At 40.5% G+C, this 16,726-nt stretch carries 11 protein-coding genes, 15 tRNA genes and 2 rRNA genes; 27 read left to right on the plus strand and 1 reads right to left on the minus strand.

Features of this window, described 5'->3' with window-relative positions:
* From H514_RS0111275 to ilvA, 27 genes are all read left to right on the plus strand, one after another.
* Positions 1 to 286: ribosomal RNA gene (locus tag H514_RS0111275) — 23S ribosomal RNA — on the plus strand; the annotation flags it as partial.
* 136 nt (positions 287 to 422) lie between these two features.
* Positions 423 to 538: ribosomal RNA gene (rrf, locus tag H514_RS0111280) — 5S ribosomal RNA — on the plus strand.
* Between the two features lie 35 nt (positions 539 to 573).
* Positions 574 to 648: transfer RNA gene (locus H514_RS0111285), tRNA-Asn, on the plus strand.
* Between the two features lies 1 nt (position 649).
* Positions 650 to 741: transfer RNA gene (locus tag H514_RS0111290), tRNA-Ser, on the plus strand.
* A gap of 12 nt (positions 742 to 753) precedes the next feature.
* Positions 754 to 828, plus strand: a tRNA-Glu gene (locus tag H514_RS0111295).
* 9 nt (positions 829 to 837) lie between these two features.
* Positions 838 to 913, plus strand: a tRNA-Val gene (locus H514_RS0111300).
* A 57-nt stretch (positions 914 to 970) separates the two neighbouring features.
* Positions 971 to 1,047 (plus strand) — tRNA-Met (locus H514_RS0111305).
* A gap of 75 nt (positions 1,048 to 1,122) precedes the next feature.
* Positions 1,123 to 1,199 (plus strand) — tRNA-Asp (locus H514_RS0111310).
* A 34-nt stretch (positions 1,200 to 1,233) separates the two neighbouring features.
* Positions 1,234 to 1,309: transfer RNA gene (locus H514_RS0111315), tRNA-Phe, on the plus strand.
* Between the two features lie 8 nt (positions 1,310 to 1,317).
* Positions 1,318 to 1,390 (plus strand) — tRNA-Thr (locus H514_RS0111320).
* A 13-nt stretch (positions 1,391 to 1,403) separates the two neighbouring features.
* A tRNA-Tyr gene (locus H514_RS0111325) sits at positions 1,404 to 1,489 on the plus strand.
* Between the two features lie 26 nt (positions 1,490 to 1,515).
* Positions 1,516 to 1,589, plus strand: a tRNA-Trp gene (locus H514_RS0111330).
* Between the two features lie 12 nt (positions 1,590 to 1,601).
* Positions 1,602 to 1,677 (plus strand) — tRNA-His (locus tag H514_RS0111335).
* Positions 1,678 to 1,687: 10 nt separating this feature from the next.
* Positions 1,688 to 1,762 (plus strand) — tRNA-Gln (locus H514_RS0111340).
* Between the two features lie 13 nt (positions 1,763 to 1,775).
* Positions 1,776 to 1,850: transfer RNA gene (locus tag H514_RS0111345), tRNA-Gly, on the plus strand.
* Between the two features lie 63 nt (positions 1,851 to 1,913).
* Positions 1,914 to 1,987: transfer RNA gene (locus H514_RS0111350), tRNA-Cys, on the plus strand.
* 7 nt (positions 1,988 to 1,994) lie between these two features.
* Positions 1,995 to 2,076: transfer RNA gene (locus tag H514_RS0111355), tRNA-Leu, on the plus strand.
* A gap of 276 nt (positions 2,077 to 2,352) precedes the next feature.
* Positions 2,353 to 3,102 carry an SDR family NAD(P)-dependent oxidoreductase gene (locus H514_RS0111360; protein WP_027447072.1) on the plus strand — a complete coding sequence of 250 codons (750 nt, stop codon included), beginning with the start codon at positions 2,353 to 2,355 and terminating at the stop codon, positions 3,100 to 3,102.
* A gap of 263 nt (positions 3,103 to 3,365) precedes the next feature.
* On the plus strand, positions 3,366 to 5,048 hold the full coding sequence (gene ilvD / locus H514_RS0111365; RefSeq protein WP_027447073.1) for a dihydroxy-acid dehydratase: 1,683 nt from the start codon (positions 3,366 to 3,368) through the stop codon (positions 5,046 to 5,048).
* Positions 5,049 to 5,765: 717 nt separating this feature from the next.
* Positions 5,766 to 7,484 (plus strand): acetolactate synthase large subunit, encoded by a 1,719-nt coding sequence (ilvB, locus tag H514_RS0111370; RefSeq protein ID WP_154657371.1) that lies wholly within the window; start codon positions 5,766 to 5,768, stop codon positions 7,482 to 7,484.
* Entirely contained in the window at positions 7,481 to 7,999 is a 519-nt protein-coding gene (ilvN, locus tag H514_RS0111375; RefSeq protein WP_027447075.1) for an acetolactate synthase small subunit, read from the plus strand. Before ilvB ends, ilvN begins: the two co-directional genes overlap by 4 nt.
* A 36-nt stretch (positions 8,000 to 8,035) precedes the next feature.
* Positions 8,036 to 9,070 (plus strand): ketol-acid reductoisomerase, encoded by a 1,035-nt coding sequence (gene ilvC / locus H514_RS0111380; protein ID WP_027447076.1) that lies wholly within the window; start codon positions 8,036 to 8,038, stop codon positions 9,068 to 9,070.
* A complete protein-coding gene (locus H514_RS0111385) occupies positions 9,057 to 10,601 on the plus strand; it encodes a 2-isopropylmalate synthase (RefSeq protein WP_027447077.1) in 1,545 nt (514 codons plus the stop codon). Before ilvC ends, H514_RS0111385 begins: the two co-directional genes overlap by 14 nt.
* A 24-nt stretch (positions 10,602 to 10,625) precedes the next feature.
* Positions 10,626 to 11,726, plus strand: coding sequence for a 3-isopropylmalate dehydrogenase (leuB, locus tag H514_RS0111390; RefSeq protein WP_027447078.1), 1,101 nt, complete (start codon positions 10,626 to 10,628; stop codon positions 11,724 to 11,726).
* Between the two features lie 19 nt (positions 11,727 to 11,745).
* Positions 11,746 to 13,152 carry a 3-isopropylmalate dehydratase large subunit gene (gene leuC, locus H514_RS0111395; protein ID WP_027447079.1) on the plus strand — a complete coding sequence of 469 codons (1,407 nt, stop codon included), beginning with the start codon at positions 11,746 to 11,748 and terminating at the stop codon, positions 13,150 to 13,152.
* Positions 13,153 to 13,165: 13 nt separating this feature from the next.
* Positions 13,166 to 13,744 (plus strand): 3-isopropylmalate dehydratase small subunit, encoded by a 579-nt coding sequence (gene leuD / locus H514_RS0111400; RefSeq protein ID WP_027447080.1) that lies wholly within the window; start codon positions 13,166 to 13,168, stop codon positions 13,742 to 13,744.
* Positions 13,745 to 13,753: 9 nt separating this feature from the next.
* Positions 13,754 to 14,749: a threonine ammonia-lyase gene (gene ilvA, locus H514_RS0111405; RefSeq protein WP_027447081.1), complete on the plus strand. Its 996-nt coding sequence runs from the start codon at positions 13,754 to 13,756 to the stop codon at positions 14,747 to 14,749.
* Positions 14,750 to 14,869: 120 nt separating this feature from the next.
* On the opposite strand, the gene H514_RS23990 is transcribed toward ilvA, so the two are convergent.
* Complete coding sequence (locus H514_RS23990; protein WP_027447082.1) at positions 14,870 to 16,531, minus strand: ATP-binding protein; 1,662 nt, start codon at positions 16,529 to 16,531, stop codon at positions 14,870 to 14,872.
* Positions 16,532 to 16,726 lie beyond the last annotated feature (195 nt).

Consider the following 16,726-nt stretch of genomic DNA (forward strand, 5'->3'; position numbering starts at 1 on the left):
TCCGTCGTGGGCGTTGGAAATTTGAGAGGAGCTGTCCTTAGTACGAGAGGACCGGGATGGACACACCGCTGGTGCACCAGTTGTTCCGCCAGGAGCACAGCTGGGTAGCTACGTGTGGACGGGATAAGTGCTGAAAGCATCTAAGCATGAAGCCCCCCTCGAGATGAAATTTCCCATCACTTCAAGTGAGTAAGATCCCTTGTAGACGACAAGGTTGATAGGTCAGAGGTGGAAGCGTGGTGACACGTGCAGCTGACTGATACTAATCGATCGAGGACTTATCTATCTCTATTGAAAAAACCGTTACGATGTCTCTTATCTAGTTTTGAAGGTATATTAATTTTTTTAAATTTACTCTTGATTTCTTTTTATAAGGGTTATATAATATATCTTGTCCTTGAATTGAGGGCACAACAAAATTGTCTGGTGGCTTTGGCGAAGAGGTCACACCTGTTCCCATGCCGAACACAGAAGTTAAGCTCTTCAGCGCCAATGGTAGTCGGGGTTTCGCCCCCGCAAGAGTAGGACGCCGCCAGGCAATCTCCATTATAACTTATTCACACTTTCTATTATTCCAACGTAGCTCAGTGGTAGAGCTATCGGCTGTTAACCGATCGGTCGCAGGTTCGAATCCTGCCGTTGGAGCCATGGAGAGCTGTCCGAGTGGTCGAAGGAGCACGATTGGAAATCGTGTAGGCCCATACCCGGGTCTCGAGGGTTCGAATCCCTCGCTCTCCGCCACTTTCAGATATTGGCCCGTTGGTCAAGTGGTTAAGACACCGCCCTTTCACGGCGGTAACACGGGTTCGAATCCCGTACGGGTCACCACTTTTACATGGAGGATTAGCTCAGCTGGGAGAGCACCTGCCTTACAAGCAGGGGGTCGGTGGTTCGAGCCCGCCATCCTCCACCATTCATTTTAATCACATATCAGTGATTATCTCATAGAATAAGTTAGATTTTATATTATCGCGGGGTGGAGCAGTCTGGTAGCTCGTCGGGCTCATAACCCGAAGGTCGCTGGTTCAAATCCAGTCCCCGCAACCAAATTTATTCACTTACTATGTCGAATATTTATCACAGCTAGTGAAGAATAGTAGTACTAGAAAAGTGAAACCAAATGGTCCGGTAGTTCAGTTGGTTAGAATGCCTGCCTGTCACGCAGGAGGTCGCGGGTTCGAGTCCCGTCCGGACCGCCATTTTCAATTAAATAGTTTCTCTTTATTACATAGTGGCTCGGTAGCTCAGTCGGTAGAGCAACGGACTGAAAATCCGTGTGTCGGCGGTTCGATTCCGTCCCGAGCCACCACTTACAATGCAGGCCTAGCTCAATTGGTAGAGCAACTGACTTGTAATCAGTAGGTTGGGGGTTCAAGTCCTCTGGCCTGCACTGTTAAAAAAGTGGAGGGATAGCGAAGTTGGCCAAACGCGGCGGACTGTAAATCCGCTCCCTCTGGGTTCGCAGGTTCGAGTCCTGCTCCCTCCACCATTTTATTTAAAACTAAAAAATAGCGTAGGGGTATAGTTCAACGGTAGAACAGCGGTCTCCAAAACCGCCGATGTGGGTTCGATTCCTACTACCCCTGCCATTTTAAATTGTGGCGGTTGTGGCGAAGTGGTTAACGCACCGGATTGTGGCTCCGGCATTCGTGGGTTCGATCCCCATCAATCGCCCCATTAAAAATATTGGGCCATAGCCAAGCGGTAAGGCAACGGTTTTTGGTACCGTCATGCGCTGGTTCGAATCCAGCTGGCCCAGCCATAATTCAAATTGTGCAGAAGTAGTTCAGTGGTAGAACACCACCTTGCCAAGGTGGGGGTCGCGGGTTCGAATCCCGTCTTCTGCTCCATTTCTTTATTAAGAAGAACATTTAGTCATATTGATCATAATATGATAATATATATGAAGTAACGGCGGCATAGCCAAGTGGTAAGGCCGAGGACTGCAAATCCTCTACCACCGGTTCGAATCCGGTTGCCGCCTCCAATTATTTGCCGGTGTGGCGGAATTGGCAGACGCGCACGACTCAAAATCGTGTTCCTCACGGAGTGCCGGTTCGAACCCGGCCACCGGTATCGTAAAACTTAAGATGTCAACAGAAGTCGCTAAGTAAAGCGATTTTTTTTATGTCCAAAAAAAGTGTAAAAAACAGTTGTGTTGCGCTGAAGAAAATCTTCTTAGGGTGACGTGACCTTTCAAAGATCTTATCCTTCGTTAAAAAACGGAGGATTTTTTTTGTTAAAAGGTAAGTAACATAAGTCGTATATGTAAGCATTCCATTTAACGAAAATGGGAATAATGTGATAGAACGGAAAATGTAATATTCTAATATTACTTTGGAGGTATTTTTTATGAATAAGGTTGCAATTGTTACTGGCGCTGGTAGTGGTTTAGGACAATCCACAGCAGTACGACTAGCAGAAGAAGGCGTGAATATCGTTGCTGTAGATGTTGACCAAGAAGGTGGCCAGAATACAGTTGAGATGGTAGAAAAGTTAGGACAAGAAGCACTGTTTATTAAGGCAGATGTTTCAAAACCTGAAGAGGTAAAAAAATATGTTGATCAAACGGTAGAACATTTTGGGACAATTGACTACTTCTTTAATAATGCAGGGATTTCTGGGAACGGAAATTACTTCTTAGATAACTCAGTTGAAGATATTGAAAAAGTAGTAGGGATAAATTTATTAGGGGCTCTTTATGGTGTCCGTTATGTGGCAGATGTAATGGTTAAGAACGGAAAAGGTGCTATTGTTAATACTGCTTCAAGCGCTGGGGTTATAGGACAAGACTCTGTAGTGACATACTCTGCTACAAAACATGGTATTGTAGGTTTAACCAAGAGTATTGTTGCGGAATATGGTAAAGACGGATTGCGTGCCAATGCTATAGCTCCTGGACCTACTGAAACACCAATGGTTAAAGATTTTTTTGATGCAAATCCAGAAATGAAAGAAAATGCGGAGAAAGGAATACCTCAAAGGCGTTTAGGTACTCCAGAAGAAGTTGCTGAACTAGTGACGTTCTTATTAACTTCTAAAGCTGAGTACGTTAATGGGGAAGTTATTCGTATTGATGGTGGATTCACCAATACGAAATAGATTGTATGTGAAACATGATCAGGATTTAAAACGCTTGGGAACTTTATCCCGAGCGTTTTTTTCTTTTAGGATATACCAAAATCCCATTTATAATATTTTTATTTCAGTACTTCCCACCCTTTACTTACACTACGATTGAACTGCCTCCCATACATATTAACTCATATCAATTATTTACGAAAGAATTAAATTTTTCAGAAAAAATTATTGAACATTAAAACAAAGAGTCCTATAATTATGCGAAAGAAAAGGTGGGATTTAGAATGACAAAAGATTTACGGATTAATAGTAAAGTTTTTAGTGAAAGTGCTATGAGAGCACCGAACCGAGCAATGCTTCGCGCTGTCGGTGTTACGGATGATGATTTTAATAAGCCAATGATTGGCATTGCGAGTACATGGAGTGAAGTGACCCCATGTAATATACACCTTGATGATTTAGCGGTTAATGCAAAAAAAGGGGCAAGAGAAGCAGGTGGCTTACCTTTAATCTTTAACACAATTACTGTGTCTGATGGGATCTCAATGGGAACGCAAGGCATGCGTTATTCATTACCAAGTCGAGATGTAATCGCCGATTCTATTGAGACCGTTGTAGGTGCACAGAACTTGGATGGACTCGTTGCGATCGGCGCCTGTGATAAAAACATTCCAGGTTGTATGATTGCTATAGCAAATGCTGAAGTACCATCTGTTTTTGTTTATGGAGGCACAATTGCACCAGGGTCTCATAAGGGAAAAGATGTAGATATTGTATCTGTCTTTGAAGGAGTCGGTAAATATAATCAAGGCAATATTGATGAAAATGAACTAAACGCTATTGAGTGTAGCGCATGCCCTGGGGCTGGCGCATGTGGTGGTATGTACACAGCAAATACAATGTCTTCTGCTGTGGAAGCTATGGGGATGAGTTTACCGGGGAGTTCATCAAATCCAGCTGAATCGGACCACAAAGCTAAGGATTGTGAGGCTGCCGGAGAAGCAGTTAGATACTTACTTGAGGAGAGTATTTATCCGAAAGACATTATGACAAAAGAAGCTTTTGAAAATGCGATTACTGTCGTAATGGCACTTGGAGGCTCGACGAATGCCATTCTCCACTTGCTTTCTATGGCTCATGCAATTGAAGTGGATTTAACCATGGAAGACTTTAATCGAATTCAAGAAAAAACACCACACATTGCGGACTTAAAACCTAGTGGAAAATATGTAATGCAAGACCTTCATAAAGTTGGAGGGGTACAAGCAGTTATGAAGCTTCTTTATGACAATGGCTATTTACATGGAGATTGCTTAACTGTTACCGGTAAGACAGTTGCAGAGAATTTAGCAGAAGCCCCATCTTTAGAAGAGGGACAAGACATTATATCGTCATTTGATAATCCTAAGCGCGAGGATGGACCTTTAATTACATTGAAAGGCAACTTAGCTCCAAGTGGTGCTGTTGCTAAAGTGTCTGGTGTTAAGGTTGAACGTCATACAGGGCCAGCTCGTGTATTTGATACTGAAAAAGAAGCCACAGAAGCTATTCTGAATAATTCTATTCAAGAAGGAGATGTATTAGTTATACGATATGTTGGTCCTAAAGGTGGGCCAGGTATGCCTGAAATGTTATCGATCTCTGCTTTATTGGTCGGAAAAGGCTTAGGGGAAAAGGTAGCATTATTAACAGATGGTAGATTCTCTGGGGGAACCCATGGACTAGTTGTGGGGCATATAGCACCTGAAGCCCAAGTCGGAGGACCAATTTCTGTATTAGAAGAAGGTGACCTCGTAACAATCGATTCAAACAAAAAAGAGATATTTATGGATGTAACGAATGAAGTACTAGAAAATCGTCGTAAGCATTGGGAAGCACCACCTCTTTATAAGAAAGGGATCTTGGGCAAATATGCTCATAATGTATCATGCTCATCAAAAGGTGCTGTAACGGACTATAAAAATTAAATGGTTAATTGATCGAAAATAACTCCAGTTAAAACACTGGAGTTATTTTTAATATAAACCTTTTATATTAAAAAAAATTTTCGAAAAATTATATAAATAAAAATGCTTTTTTGCTAAGGATGTAAACGCATACAAATATATCTCTCAATTTTGAAATATCAAAAAATTTTAAATAATCTGTTGACCATTGCCTAAAAACGTTATAAGATTGTCAGCACCTTGAACTTACACACAAGAACAAAGCTTTGAATAGAAATGAAGATCTAATAAGAATATAATTTAAAATTTTTAACAAAAAAATAATGATGAACTCAATGACGGGAAAAAGGAACATGTTCAGTGTATTCACAGAGATCTAGGGTTGCTGGAAGCCTAGAAGTACACGTTGTTCTGACATCATCTCTGAGTGACAAGTTGAACGGTTTATCTTACTAGGCTTGTCCGGGTACTTGAACCAGTACCTGTTACCAAAAATAGGCTGACGCACTCAGCCTGTTAAGATAGTATTCGTGAGGATGCTATGAACTTGGGTGGTACCGTGAAAAGAAAGGCTCTTTTCTCCCCAATGATTCTGAATATTTCGTTAATTCAGGATTATAGGGAGCAAAGGGTCTTTTTTTATTCAATTAGCTCCTAAGAGAGACACCTATTTAGCCTTTGTTAACGAAAAGAGTGTTTATAACTAAGTGATATTGAAGGAGGTATGGAGAAGTGAACATGAAGGCAAGACATGAAGTGGAGCAGCACACAAATGAAGTTGTCACTGGAGCAGATGTTCTAATCGACGCATTGGTGGATGAAGAAGTAGATACGTTATTTGGTTACCCTGGTGGCGCTGTCTTACCCATCTATGATGCTATTTACCGAAGTCAAGCATCATTCAAACATGTACTTTCTCGTCATGAACAAGGTTCTATTCATGCCGCTGAAGGTTATGCCAGAGTAACCGGAAAACCTGGTGTCGTTCTTGCCACTTCGGGGCCGGGTGCAACCAACTTAATTACCGGAATTACAGATGCCATGATGGATTCTTTGCCTTTAGTTGTTTTTACAGGGCAAGTGGCAAATAGCGTAATTGGAACCGATGCATTTCAGGAAGCTGATGTGCTAGGGATCACTACACCAATTACCAAATACAATTATCAAGTTAAAAACGTTTCCGACATCCCCAAAACAGTGAAGGAAGCTTTTCATATTGCCACTTCAGGACGTCCGGGTCCAGTTGTTATCGATATTCCTAAGAACATTTCCTCTACAGTTGAATTAGACCAACTTGAAGAGGAGTTTTCACTGCCGGGGTATCAACCGACGACGCAGCCGAATCCTTTGCAAATTGTAAAACTAGCTGATGCCCTAAAGAATGCAAAGCGTCCTCTAATCCTTGCAGGTGCAGGAGTAACATTTGCGGAAGCATCAGATCAGTTAAAGGAATTCGCTGAGAAATATGACATCCCTGTAACGAACACTTTACTCGGATTAGGAAGCTTTCCGGGGTCCCATTCACTCTCCTTAGGAATGGCTGGAATGCACGGAACATACACAGCGAACATGGCAATTTACGAATGTGACCTTTTAATAAATATTGGGGCAAGATTTGATGACCGGCTTACAGGAAACTTAAAGCATTTTGCGCCGAAAGCTAAAGTCGCTCACATTGATATTGATCCTGCTGAAATAGGTAAAAATGTTCCGACTGACATTCCAGTTGTAGCAGATGCAAAAGAAACATTACAGGCACTGTTAAACACAAGCATTGAAAAGCCAGATCATGATGAATGGCAGGATGAATTGCAAGCAAATAAAACCAATTATCCGTTGTGGCATGATAGATCGAATGAGCTTATTTCTCCTCAATGGTTACTTGAACAAATTTTTAATGAATCAAATGGAGAGGCCATCGTCACAACAGACGTCGGACAGCACCAAATGTGGGCAGCTCAATATTATCAATTTGATAAACCAAATCGATGGGTAACATCAGGCGGACTAGGAACAATGGGATTCGGCTTTCCAGCAGCAATCGGTGCACAATTTGGTGCTCCTGACGATTTAGTTGTTTCTGTTGTAGGGGATGGAGGGTTTCAGATGACTTTTCAAGAGTTGTCTATTCTTAAAGAAAGAAACCTTCCTGTAAAAGTGATCATCCTCAATAACGAAGCTCTAGGAATGGTTAGACAATGGCAGGAAAGCTTTTATGACGAAAGATATTCAGAATCCATCTTTTCCTCGCAACCAGATTTCGTAAAGCTTGCTGAAAGCTACGGAGTTAGAGGGTTAAAGGTTGATAAGGAAGAGGATGTAGTTGAAATGCTGCAAGATGTATTCGCTTATGATGGTCCAGTCGTTGTTGATTGCAGAGTTGTTCAACAAACCAGTGTTTATCCGATGATTGCTCCTGGAAAAGGGATTCATGAAATGATAGGGGTGACGAAATGAAACGTATAATCACGGCTACGGTCCAAAATCGAGGTGGTGTTCTCAACCGAATTACAGGGATGCTTCATAAGCGCCAATTCAATATCGAGAGTATATCCGTAGGAGCTTCAGAAACTGAAGGAGTATCCAAAATGACTTTCGTGATTGACGTAAGTGATAATCAAAGCCTCGAACAACTAACGAAGCAATTAAATAAACAAATCGATGTTTTAAAGGTATCAGATATTACCGATAAGGCCATAGTCGCAAGAGAGTTAGCCCTTATCAAAGTGACTGGAAGCGGGCAGTTACGTTCAGAGATACAAGGAATTATTGCTCCATTTCGTGCATCAATCATCGATGTTAGCAAGGAAAGCTTAACCATTCAGGTAACAGGTAAGCCAGATAAAGTGGAAGCGCTAATCACATTGTTGAAACCTTATGGGATAAAAGAACTAACGAAAACCGGAGTAACCTCCTTTTTAAGAGGGCAGCAACCTAAGCAGGTTACAGAGCTTAACTCTTATTCAATATAAAATTTATAAAAATAAAAAGTAGAAAGGAAGATGAATATGTCAAAAGTACTTTATGAGAAAGATATCCAAAAAGAGGTTTTACTAGAAAAGAAGGTAGCGGTTGTAGGTTATGGTTCCCAAGGCCATGCTCATGCACAGAATCTACGTGAAAGTGGCTATGACGTTGTTGTAGGACTTCGACCAGGTAAATCTCAACAAAAAGCAGAGGAAGACGGTTTTACAGTTAAGCCTGTTGCTGAGGCAGTAAGTGAATCAGATGTTGTTATGGTTCTATTACCAGATGAACTTCAGCCTTATATCTATCAGGAAAGCATTAAACCAAATCTGCAAGCTGGTAATGCCATTGCATTTGCTCATGGATTTAATGTTCATTTCAGCCAAGTTGTACCTCCTTCAGACGTTGATGTATTCTTAGTAGCTCCTAAGGGACCAGGACATCTTGTGCGTCGTACTTATGAAGACGGAGGTGGAGTTCCAGCTTTATATGGCGTTCTTCAAGATGTAACAGGAAACGCAAAAGAACTGGCACTAGCTTATTCACAAGGAATTGGTTCAGCTAGAGCAGGGGTTCTTGAAACGACATTCCAAGAAGAAACGGAAACCGACTTATTTGGAGAGCAAGCTGTACTTTGTGGAGGACTTACGAGTCTAGTAAAAGCAGGATTTGAAACATTAACGGAAGCTGGATATCAACCAGAGGTAGCCTACTTTGAGTGCTTGCATGAAATGAAACTAATCGTTGATTTGATGTATGAAGGTGGATTGGAAAACATGCGCCACTCCATTTCTGATACTGCTCAATGGGGAGATTTCGTTTCGGGCTCTCGAATTGTTGATGCTCAAACAAAAGAACGTATGAAAGAAGTATTAGGAGAAGTACAATCAGGTGAATTTGCAAAAGGGTGGATCCTTGAAAATCAAGCAAACCGACCTAAATTTAATGCAGTGAATGCAAGAGAAAATCAACATCCAATTGAACAAGTAGGAAGGGAGTTACGAGAGTTAATGCCTTTTGTTAAAAAACCAATCCAACAAAAGCAAAAGGATGTGAAAGCCAATGTCACGACTTAAAATTTTTGATACGACGTTAAGAGACGGTGAACAATCTCCTGGGGTTAATCTAAATCAACTAGAAAAATTAGAAATCGCTAAACAACTTGAGCGTTTCGGTGTAGATCGGATGGAGGCGGGATTCCCCGCTTCCTCTCAAGGTGATTTTAATGCAGTGAAAAAGATTGCTGATACGATCCAACACGCATCTGTTACAGGATTAGCAAGAGCGGTGAAATCGGATATCGATACAGCATGGGGTGCTTTGAAAGGTGCAGCAGAACCTCGCCTGCATATTTTTCTAGCTACTTCACCTATCCACATGACGTATAAGTTGAAGCAGACTCCAGAACAAGTCATGGATACAGCGGTAAGTATGGTCTCTTATGCTAAAGAGAAGTTTCCGAAAGTGGAATGGTCTGCAGAGGATGCATCCAGATCGGATTGGAACTTCCTAGCTCGCATTATTGAAAAGGTGATTGATGCGGGGGCTGATGTTATTAATCTACCTGATACGGTTGGGTATTCAACACCTCAAGAATACGGAGAATTATTTAAATTTGTACGTGAAACAGTTCCAAATATTGATCAGGTAAGTCTTTCGTGTCATTGCCATAATGACTTAGGAATGGCGGTAGCAAATACCATTGCTGCAATAGAAAATGGTGCTACCCAAGTGGAAGGTACCATTAATGGGATTGGAGAGCGTGCTGGTAATGCAGCATTGGAAGAAATCGCAGTTGCCTTAAAGATTCGCTCAGACTATTACGATTATTCCACTGATCTTCAGCTAGAAGAAATTAAACGTACAAGTGATTTAGTAGCAAGACTAACCGGAATGAATGTTCAGGCAAACAAAGCGGTAACAGGGAATAATGCATTTGCCCATGAGTCAGGAATTCACCAAGACGGGGTTTTAAAGAATGCATCAACCTATGAAATTATCACCCCTGAAATGGTTGGGGTTAAATCAAATTCATTATTCCTTGGGAAACATTCAGGCCGTCATGCATTTGTAGATAAAGTAAAAGAAATGGGCATTGAGCTTAGTGAGGATCATATAAAAGAAGCATTTAAACGTTTTAAAGAATTAACGGATCACAAAAAAGAAGTAACCGATGATGATGTATTTACATTATTAATGGAAGTGCAAACCGATACAGAACCATTCAATAAATATGAGCTAGAAATGTTTCAGGTTCAGTATGGTACAGCCAATATCCCAACTGCCACTGTAAGGTTGAAAAATCCTGAAGGAGAAGCCGTACAGTCAGCCCGTACAGGACAAGGTAGTGTTGAAGCACTATACGAAACGTTAGATGAATTAATAGAAGAGGATGTACAGTTAGTAGATTACCAACTAAGTTCAGTAGGTCGGGGTAAGGACGCTCTAGCTAACTCGCATGTACAACTATTAGTCAATGGAGAAAAGGTAAATGGGAGAGCTACAAAACAGGATGTAGTCGAATCATCTGCCAATGCATTTTTAAATGCCGTAAATCGCTATATCATGCAGCAGGTCACATTTGATAGTAAAGAAGTCGTCAAATAACAGGCGTTTTGAGGAGGGTAAACTGTGAACAAACAACTAATAATGCTTCCAGGTGATGGTGTTGGTCCAGAAATTATGGAATCAGCTAAGGTGGTTCTCAATACGGTAGCAAGTGAATACGGCCATACCTTCACATACCACCAGCATGCCATTGGTGGTGATGCAATTGATCGATATGAAACACCTTTACCGGAGGAAACCATTAATGCATGTAAAAATTCTGATGCTATTCTATTAGGTGCGGTAGGAGGAAGTAAATGGGATTCCCTTCCTGGTCATATGAGGCCAGAAAAAGGGTTGCTTGGGATACGTAAAACATTAGGCTTGTTTGCTAACTTACGACCGGTAAAAGGGTTTGCTCCTTTACTTCACACATCGCCTTTAAAAGAAGAGATCATTAAGGATAGCGATATCTTAATTATTCGTGAATTAACAGGTGGTCTTTACTTCGGTAAACCTAGTGAAAGACGTGACAATGCAGTAGTTGACACCCTTTCTTATCACCGAAGTGAAATGGAACGAATTATTGATAAAGCCTTCCAAAGCGCGAGGTTAAGGAATAATCACTTAACTTCTGTTGATAAAGCAAATGTATTAGAGTCGAGCCGACTTTGGCGTGAAATTGTAAATGAAAAGAGCAAGGAATATCCTGACGTTACAGTAGAGCATGAACTCGTTGATGCTGCTGCCATGAAGTTAATTACGCAGCCTAAGCAATTTGATGTCATGGTAACGGAGAATCTATTTGGTGATATTTTAAGTGACGAAGCATCTGTTTTAACTGGATCATTAGGAATGTTGCCGTCTGCTAGCATTCGATCTGATGGAGTGGGGCTTTATGAACCTGTACACGGATCGGCTCCCGATATTGCAGGAAAAGGGGTTGTTAATCCGCTAGGCATGATTTTATCTGTTGCTTTAATGCTACGACACTCCTTTCAACTTGAGGAAGAAGCAGCGAAGATTGAAAAAGCCGTTAATGAATGTCTAGAGCAAGGTTATCATACAGCAGATTTGCATATTGAAGGTGGTAAGCAAGTTGGAACGAAAGAAATGACCAAAATGGTAGTGGATCATATCACATCTAACAGTGTCTCAGATTGTATCTGTAGTATGTATGCCTAATTGAAGGAGGTGCGTTAAATTGGTACAACCTAAAACCATTATTGAAAAGATTTGGGAGAAACACGTTGTGCATGAGGAGGAAGGAAAACCCGATCTACTTTATATTGATTTACATCTTGTTCATGAGGTAACTTCTCCTCAAGCTTTTGAAGGCTTGCGCATGAATAATCGAAAAGTTCGTCGACCGGATTTAACCTATGCCACGATGGACCACAACGTTCCTACAAAAAATCGAGATGTCATAAAAGATCAGGTTTCTCAAAAGCAGATGGAAACGTTAAAGAAAAACTGTGAAGAGAATGGAATTACACTAGCGGACATGAACAACCCGAACCAAGGGATCGTGCACGTTATTGGTCCTGAGCTGGGGCTAACACAACCGGGTAAGACCATTGTTTGCGGTGACAGTCACACATCAACACATGGTGCATTCGGAGCTCTTGCTTTTGGTATTGGTACAAGTGAAGTTGAACATGTGTTAGCTACACAGTCCTTGTGGCAAGATCGCCCCAAAACCCTAAACGTCCATGTTGAAGGAGGTTTGGGAACTGGTGTTACAGCGAAAGACCTTATTTTGGCGATCATTGCTAAATATGGTGTTCGCTTTGGAACGGGTCATGTTATAGAGTTTACGGGAGAAGCAATCCGAAACTTATCGATGGAAGGCCGTATGACAGTGTGCAATATGTCTATTGAAGCAGGAGCTCGTGCTGGATTAATCAGTCCCGATGAAAAAACAGTGGACTACTTAAAAGGGAAAAAACATGTTCCAGAGGGAGAAGCATTTACAGAGCTTGCTGAGCAATGGAGAGAATTAGCCACGGATGAAGGTGCTGTCTATGATAAAACGCTAACCATTGATGCAGACGAGGTAGAGCCGCAAGTTACCTGGGGAACCAATCCAGGTATGGGTGTACCAGTGAGTGGAAGAACCCCTGGCTTGGACGAAGTGGAAGATGTAGAAGGTGTAGAACGAGCGTTAGAGTATATGGGACTGGAAGAGAAACAGCCGATCTCCTCTATAGGTATTGATCATGTATTCATTGGATCATGTACAAATTCACGTCTAAGTGATTTGAAAAAAGCAGCTGCCATTGTGCAAGGTAAGCAAGTAAATGAAAATGTAAGAGCCATAGTCGTTCCGGGATCGTTTAGTACGAAATTACAGGCTGAAAAAGAAGGTTTAGATACGATATTTAAACAAGCAGGGTTTGAATGGCGCGAGGCTGGTTGTAGTATGTGTTTAGCAATGAATGACGACATTGTCCCACCAGGTGGGAGATGTGCATCAACTTCTAACCGAAACTTTGAAGGAAGACAAGGCAATGGAGCACGAACGCATTTAGTTAGCCCTGAAATGGCAGCAGCGGCTGCTATTGAAGGGCAGTTTGTAGATGTTCGACAGTTTGCAGGAGTATTAAATTAGGAAGTGATAGGGAATGGAAGCTATTCAAGAGCATACAGGACTTGTGTATCCATTAAATCGAACAAACGTTGATACAGATCAGATTATTCCAAAGCAATTTTTAAAGCGAATTGAAAGAAGCGGATTTGGCCAATTTCTATTTTATCATTGGCGGTTTGATGATGATGGGAATCAAAGAGCTGATTTTGGGCTGAATAACCCTAAGTATGAAAATGCCACAATTTTATTAGCGGGTGAAAATTTCGGATGTGGTTCATCCAGGGAACATGCACCTTGGGCATTATTAGATTATGGGTTTCGCGTGATCATTGCTCCCAGTTTTGCGGATATTTTTTATAATAATGCTTTAAAAAATGGAATTATCCCAATTCAAATGGACCAAGAACAGCTTGATAAATGGATGGAGCAAGCAGAGCATTCAACGTTAACGTTAACCGTAGACCTAGAAAATCAAACGGTAAAAAATACGGAACAACAAGCCGTACACTTTGATATTCCAGCTTATCACAAGGAAAAGTTGTTAAATGGCTGGGATGAAATTGCATTAACACTACAGCATGAAGATAAGATTGAGGAGTATGAAAACGTATAAAAAAGAGGAGTGAAGTACCTTGGGAATTGCTTAACGGGTGATAAAGTTCGGACTGCGATGGAACGTCTAAAGCCTATCGTTCATCAAACACCATTATTAACATCAACGACAACAAATGAGTTACTAGGAAAAGACGTTTATTTCAAGATGGAAAACCAGCAAAAAACAGGGGCATTTAAGTATAGAGGAGCTAGCTTTAAAATGATGCAGCTCCCTGAAGAAGAGTTGAATAAGGGAGTTGTCACCGCCTCAGCAGGAAACCATGCACAAGGTGTAGCCCATGCGGCAGCTCAGTTAGGTGTGAAGGCGACTATATTCATGGCAGAAAAAACGCCGTTGGCAAAAGTAGAAGCAACTCGATCTTATGGTGCCGAAGTCGTGTTAACCGGGGAGAATTTCCAAGAAGCCTATGAAGCTTCTTTAAGGAAACAGGCCCAAGATGATTGTGTTTATATACATCCATTTGATGATTACGACATCATGGCAGGGCAGGGTACTATTGGATTGGAAATGCTAGAGCAAGAAAAACAAATGGATACCATTTTAGTTCCAATTGGTGGCGGAGGTCTTATTAGTGGCGTAGCAGTTGCTGTTAAGGAACAGAATCCAAACGTTAAAGTTATAGGCGTTCAGGCTAGTAAAGCTACAGCAGTATATGAGAACTATCACCAGAAAAAGTTTAACAACCATAACTCTTCACCTACAATTGCAGAAGGAATTGCGGTCAAACAACCAGGAACAAATACCTTACCATTAATTAATCAATATGTAGACGACATCGTAACTGTAACAGATGAAGAGATTGCATCTGCTATGGTCTACATGCTAGAGCGTAATAAGTCTCTAATTGAAGGGGCAGGAGCTGCAACGCTAGCAGCTTTATTTACCCATAATAAGCTTATTCAATCAAAGCATTGTGGGGTAGTTGTTAGTGGAGGTAATATGGATATCAGTGCTTTACCCAAAGTTCAAAAACTAGCTAAGAGGATGCATTTTACAGCATAGGATATCACTAAATCTGTCGATTACAACAATAGTAGATCAAGAATAATAAAAAGCACATGCGGTCTCGTATTTGAGGTCACATGTGCTTTGATTTTTGGGGCCATAATATTAATTGGGCAATTAATGCTGTCCCGATGAAGTACACTTTGTTTCACTGACAAGAGGTAATGTAATCGTGAATGTTGTACCTTGTCCAGGATTAGATTGAACATTTATTGTACCTTCATGTTTTTCAATTAAGTTATAGCAAACCATCAGGCCTATTCCGCTTCCTTTTTCTTTAGTTGTATAAAAAGGTTCAGCTACATGTTTTAGAATGTGATCTGGAATCCCTTTTCCGTTATCCGTAACATCAATTTTGACCTGGTTATGATCTTTGTAAGAATGGACCTTGATGTTTCCCTCATCCTCTATGGATTCGATCGCATTTTTTAAAAGATTGATAAACACCTGTTGAAGCTGTTCTTTATTACATCTGACAAAAAGGTTATGTTGGAAGTCTTCTTGGATATTTACTTGTTCTGTTTCTGCTTGAAACTTCATTAACCCGCAAACATGTTTGAGAATTTCGTTAATCTCAATTGTGTCCATAGTCATTTGTTCTGGCTTACCTAAGACCAATAACTCTCCGGCTATAAGCTCGATTCGTTCAACTTCTCTGCCGATAATAGAGTATATATCTAGATCAAGGCTTCCCTCTTTAGCTAATTCAATAAATCCTTTAATAGCTGTAAGAGGATTTCTAATCTCGTGTGCATTACTGGCTGCTAACTGACTAATCATATCTAATTTTTGACTTCCTTTTTTGTCTTTCATATCTCTGGCAATAGTAATCGTCGCTTCCACAGTTCGTTCTTCGTTTAAAAATGGAAAAGAATACATCTCTACTTCTACGGTATTTCCTTTACTTGTCGTGAGTTTTACCTCTATTGGAGAGCCCGAATGATCTAACGGATTCTTCTCTGGAAATTTTTCTTGGATAATATCTATTAGAGAGAGATGAACTAAATCATGAAAGTCACATTCCATTAAGGTTGTTGCAGCTTCATTCACATAGGCGATTGTCCCATTTGAACTAATAAACACTGGATCTGGTAATTGATCTATTAGCTTAGAGTATTGTGTATGTAAGTTTTCGATTGTTTCGTATTGTTTTGTATCATGCATGATGGAAGGGGATAATCGTTCATTTTCATAAAAACTAGATGAAACAAATTCATTGTCGGACATAATGTACTGATGATGCTTCATCAACTCCATTTGTAAACTTGCAGGTAACTCTTCTCCATCATACGCGCATACTGAAAACGTGTTCATCTCGTTTACAAAATCATCTACATTCATCTCGTACTTTTTTATTAAATCCATAAAGCATGCTTGATTTGCACACCACTTTACTTTACCCCAGGTTCTTATCGGAATCCCTTCTTGAAGAAAGGGGGTTAATAGGGGTGAAAAAGAAGATATGACAGTATCAATGTCAAAAATATCATTGCTTGTATAAAACTCATGACGATCAGAGAATAGGATGGATGCAACCTTCTCTTGGTCAAAACCTTTATGTATGAGTTGTTCTGTTATTGTATTAAAAATATGTGGTTCATCAATGAATACAACAGCTTGTCCTAATGATAAGCCGGAGGAAATAAATGATGTAGCGTTTTCGAGGTATTTTTCAGGGTCTGTGGAAGTGTATAAGATATGAGTACCATTTGTAATTGTAGTATTTTGAGTGAATGCAATGTCAGGGCTCAGCACATGTTCAGGGGTTAGTAAGGGCATTTTTTCTACCTACTTTCTAAGAAATAGTTGATGCAGTACTAAAAATCATTTAAACATGTATTCACAAGGTGTTTCATTTTCCTTATTTTAGCATATTTTTGTGGTTTTAATGAAGAAAAATAAATTTCTAAGTAATAAAAATAAGCCTTACTACAACCATAGTAGTAAGGCTTTTTGTTACTTAGATATTTTGTT

Source organism: Pontibacillus marinus BH030004 = DSM 16465, from assembly GCF_000425225.1.
In the GTDB taxonomy this organism is placed as follows: Bacteria; Bacillota; Bacilli; order Bacillales; family BH030062; genus Pontibacillus; species Pontibacillus marinus.

What these genes read in the sequence shown, in the direction of transcription:
- H514_RS0111360 (WP_027447072.1), top strand. Translation starts at nt 2,353, where the DNA reads ATGAATAAGGTTGCAATTGTTACTGGCGCTGGTAGTGGTTTAGGACAA.
- ilvC (WP_027447076.1), top strand. Translation starts at nt 8,036, where the DNA reads ATGTCAAAAGTACTTTATGAGAAAGATATCCAAAAAGAGGTTTTACTA.
- ilvB (WP_154657371.1), top strand. Translation starts at nt 5,766, where the DNA reads ATGAAGGCAAGACATGAAGTGGAGCAGCACACAAATGAAGTTGTCACT.
- ilvD (WP_027447073.1), top strand. Translation starts at nt 3,366, where the DNA reads ATGACAAAAGATTTACGGATTAATAGTAAAGTTTTTAGTGAAAGTGCT.
- leuD (WP_027447080.1), top strand. Translation starts at nt 13,166, where the DNA reads ATGGAAGCTATTCAAGAGCATACAGGACTTGTGTATCCATTAAATCGA.
- H514_RS0111385 (WP_027447077.1), top strand. Translation starts at nt 9,057, where the DNA reads ATGTCACGACTTAAAATTTTTGATACGACGTTAAGAGACGGTGAACAA.
- H514_RS23990 (WP_027447082.1), bottom strand. Translation starts at nt 16,531, where the DNA reads ATGCCCTTACTAACCCCTGAACATGTGCTGAGCCCTGACATTGCATTC.
- ilvN (WP_027447075.1), top strand. Translation starts at nt 7,481, where the DNA reads ATGAAACGTATAATCACGGCTACGGTCCAAAATCGAGGTGGTGTTCTC.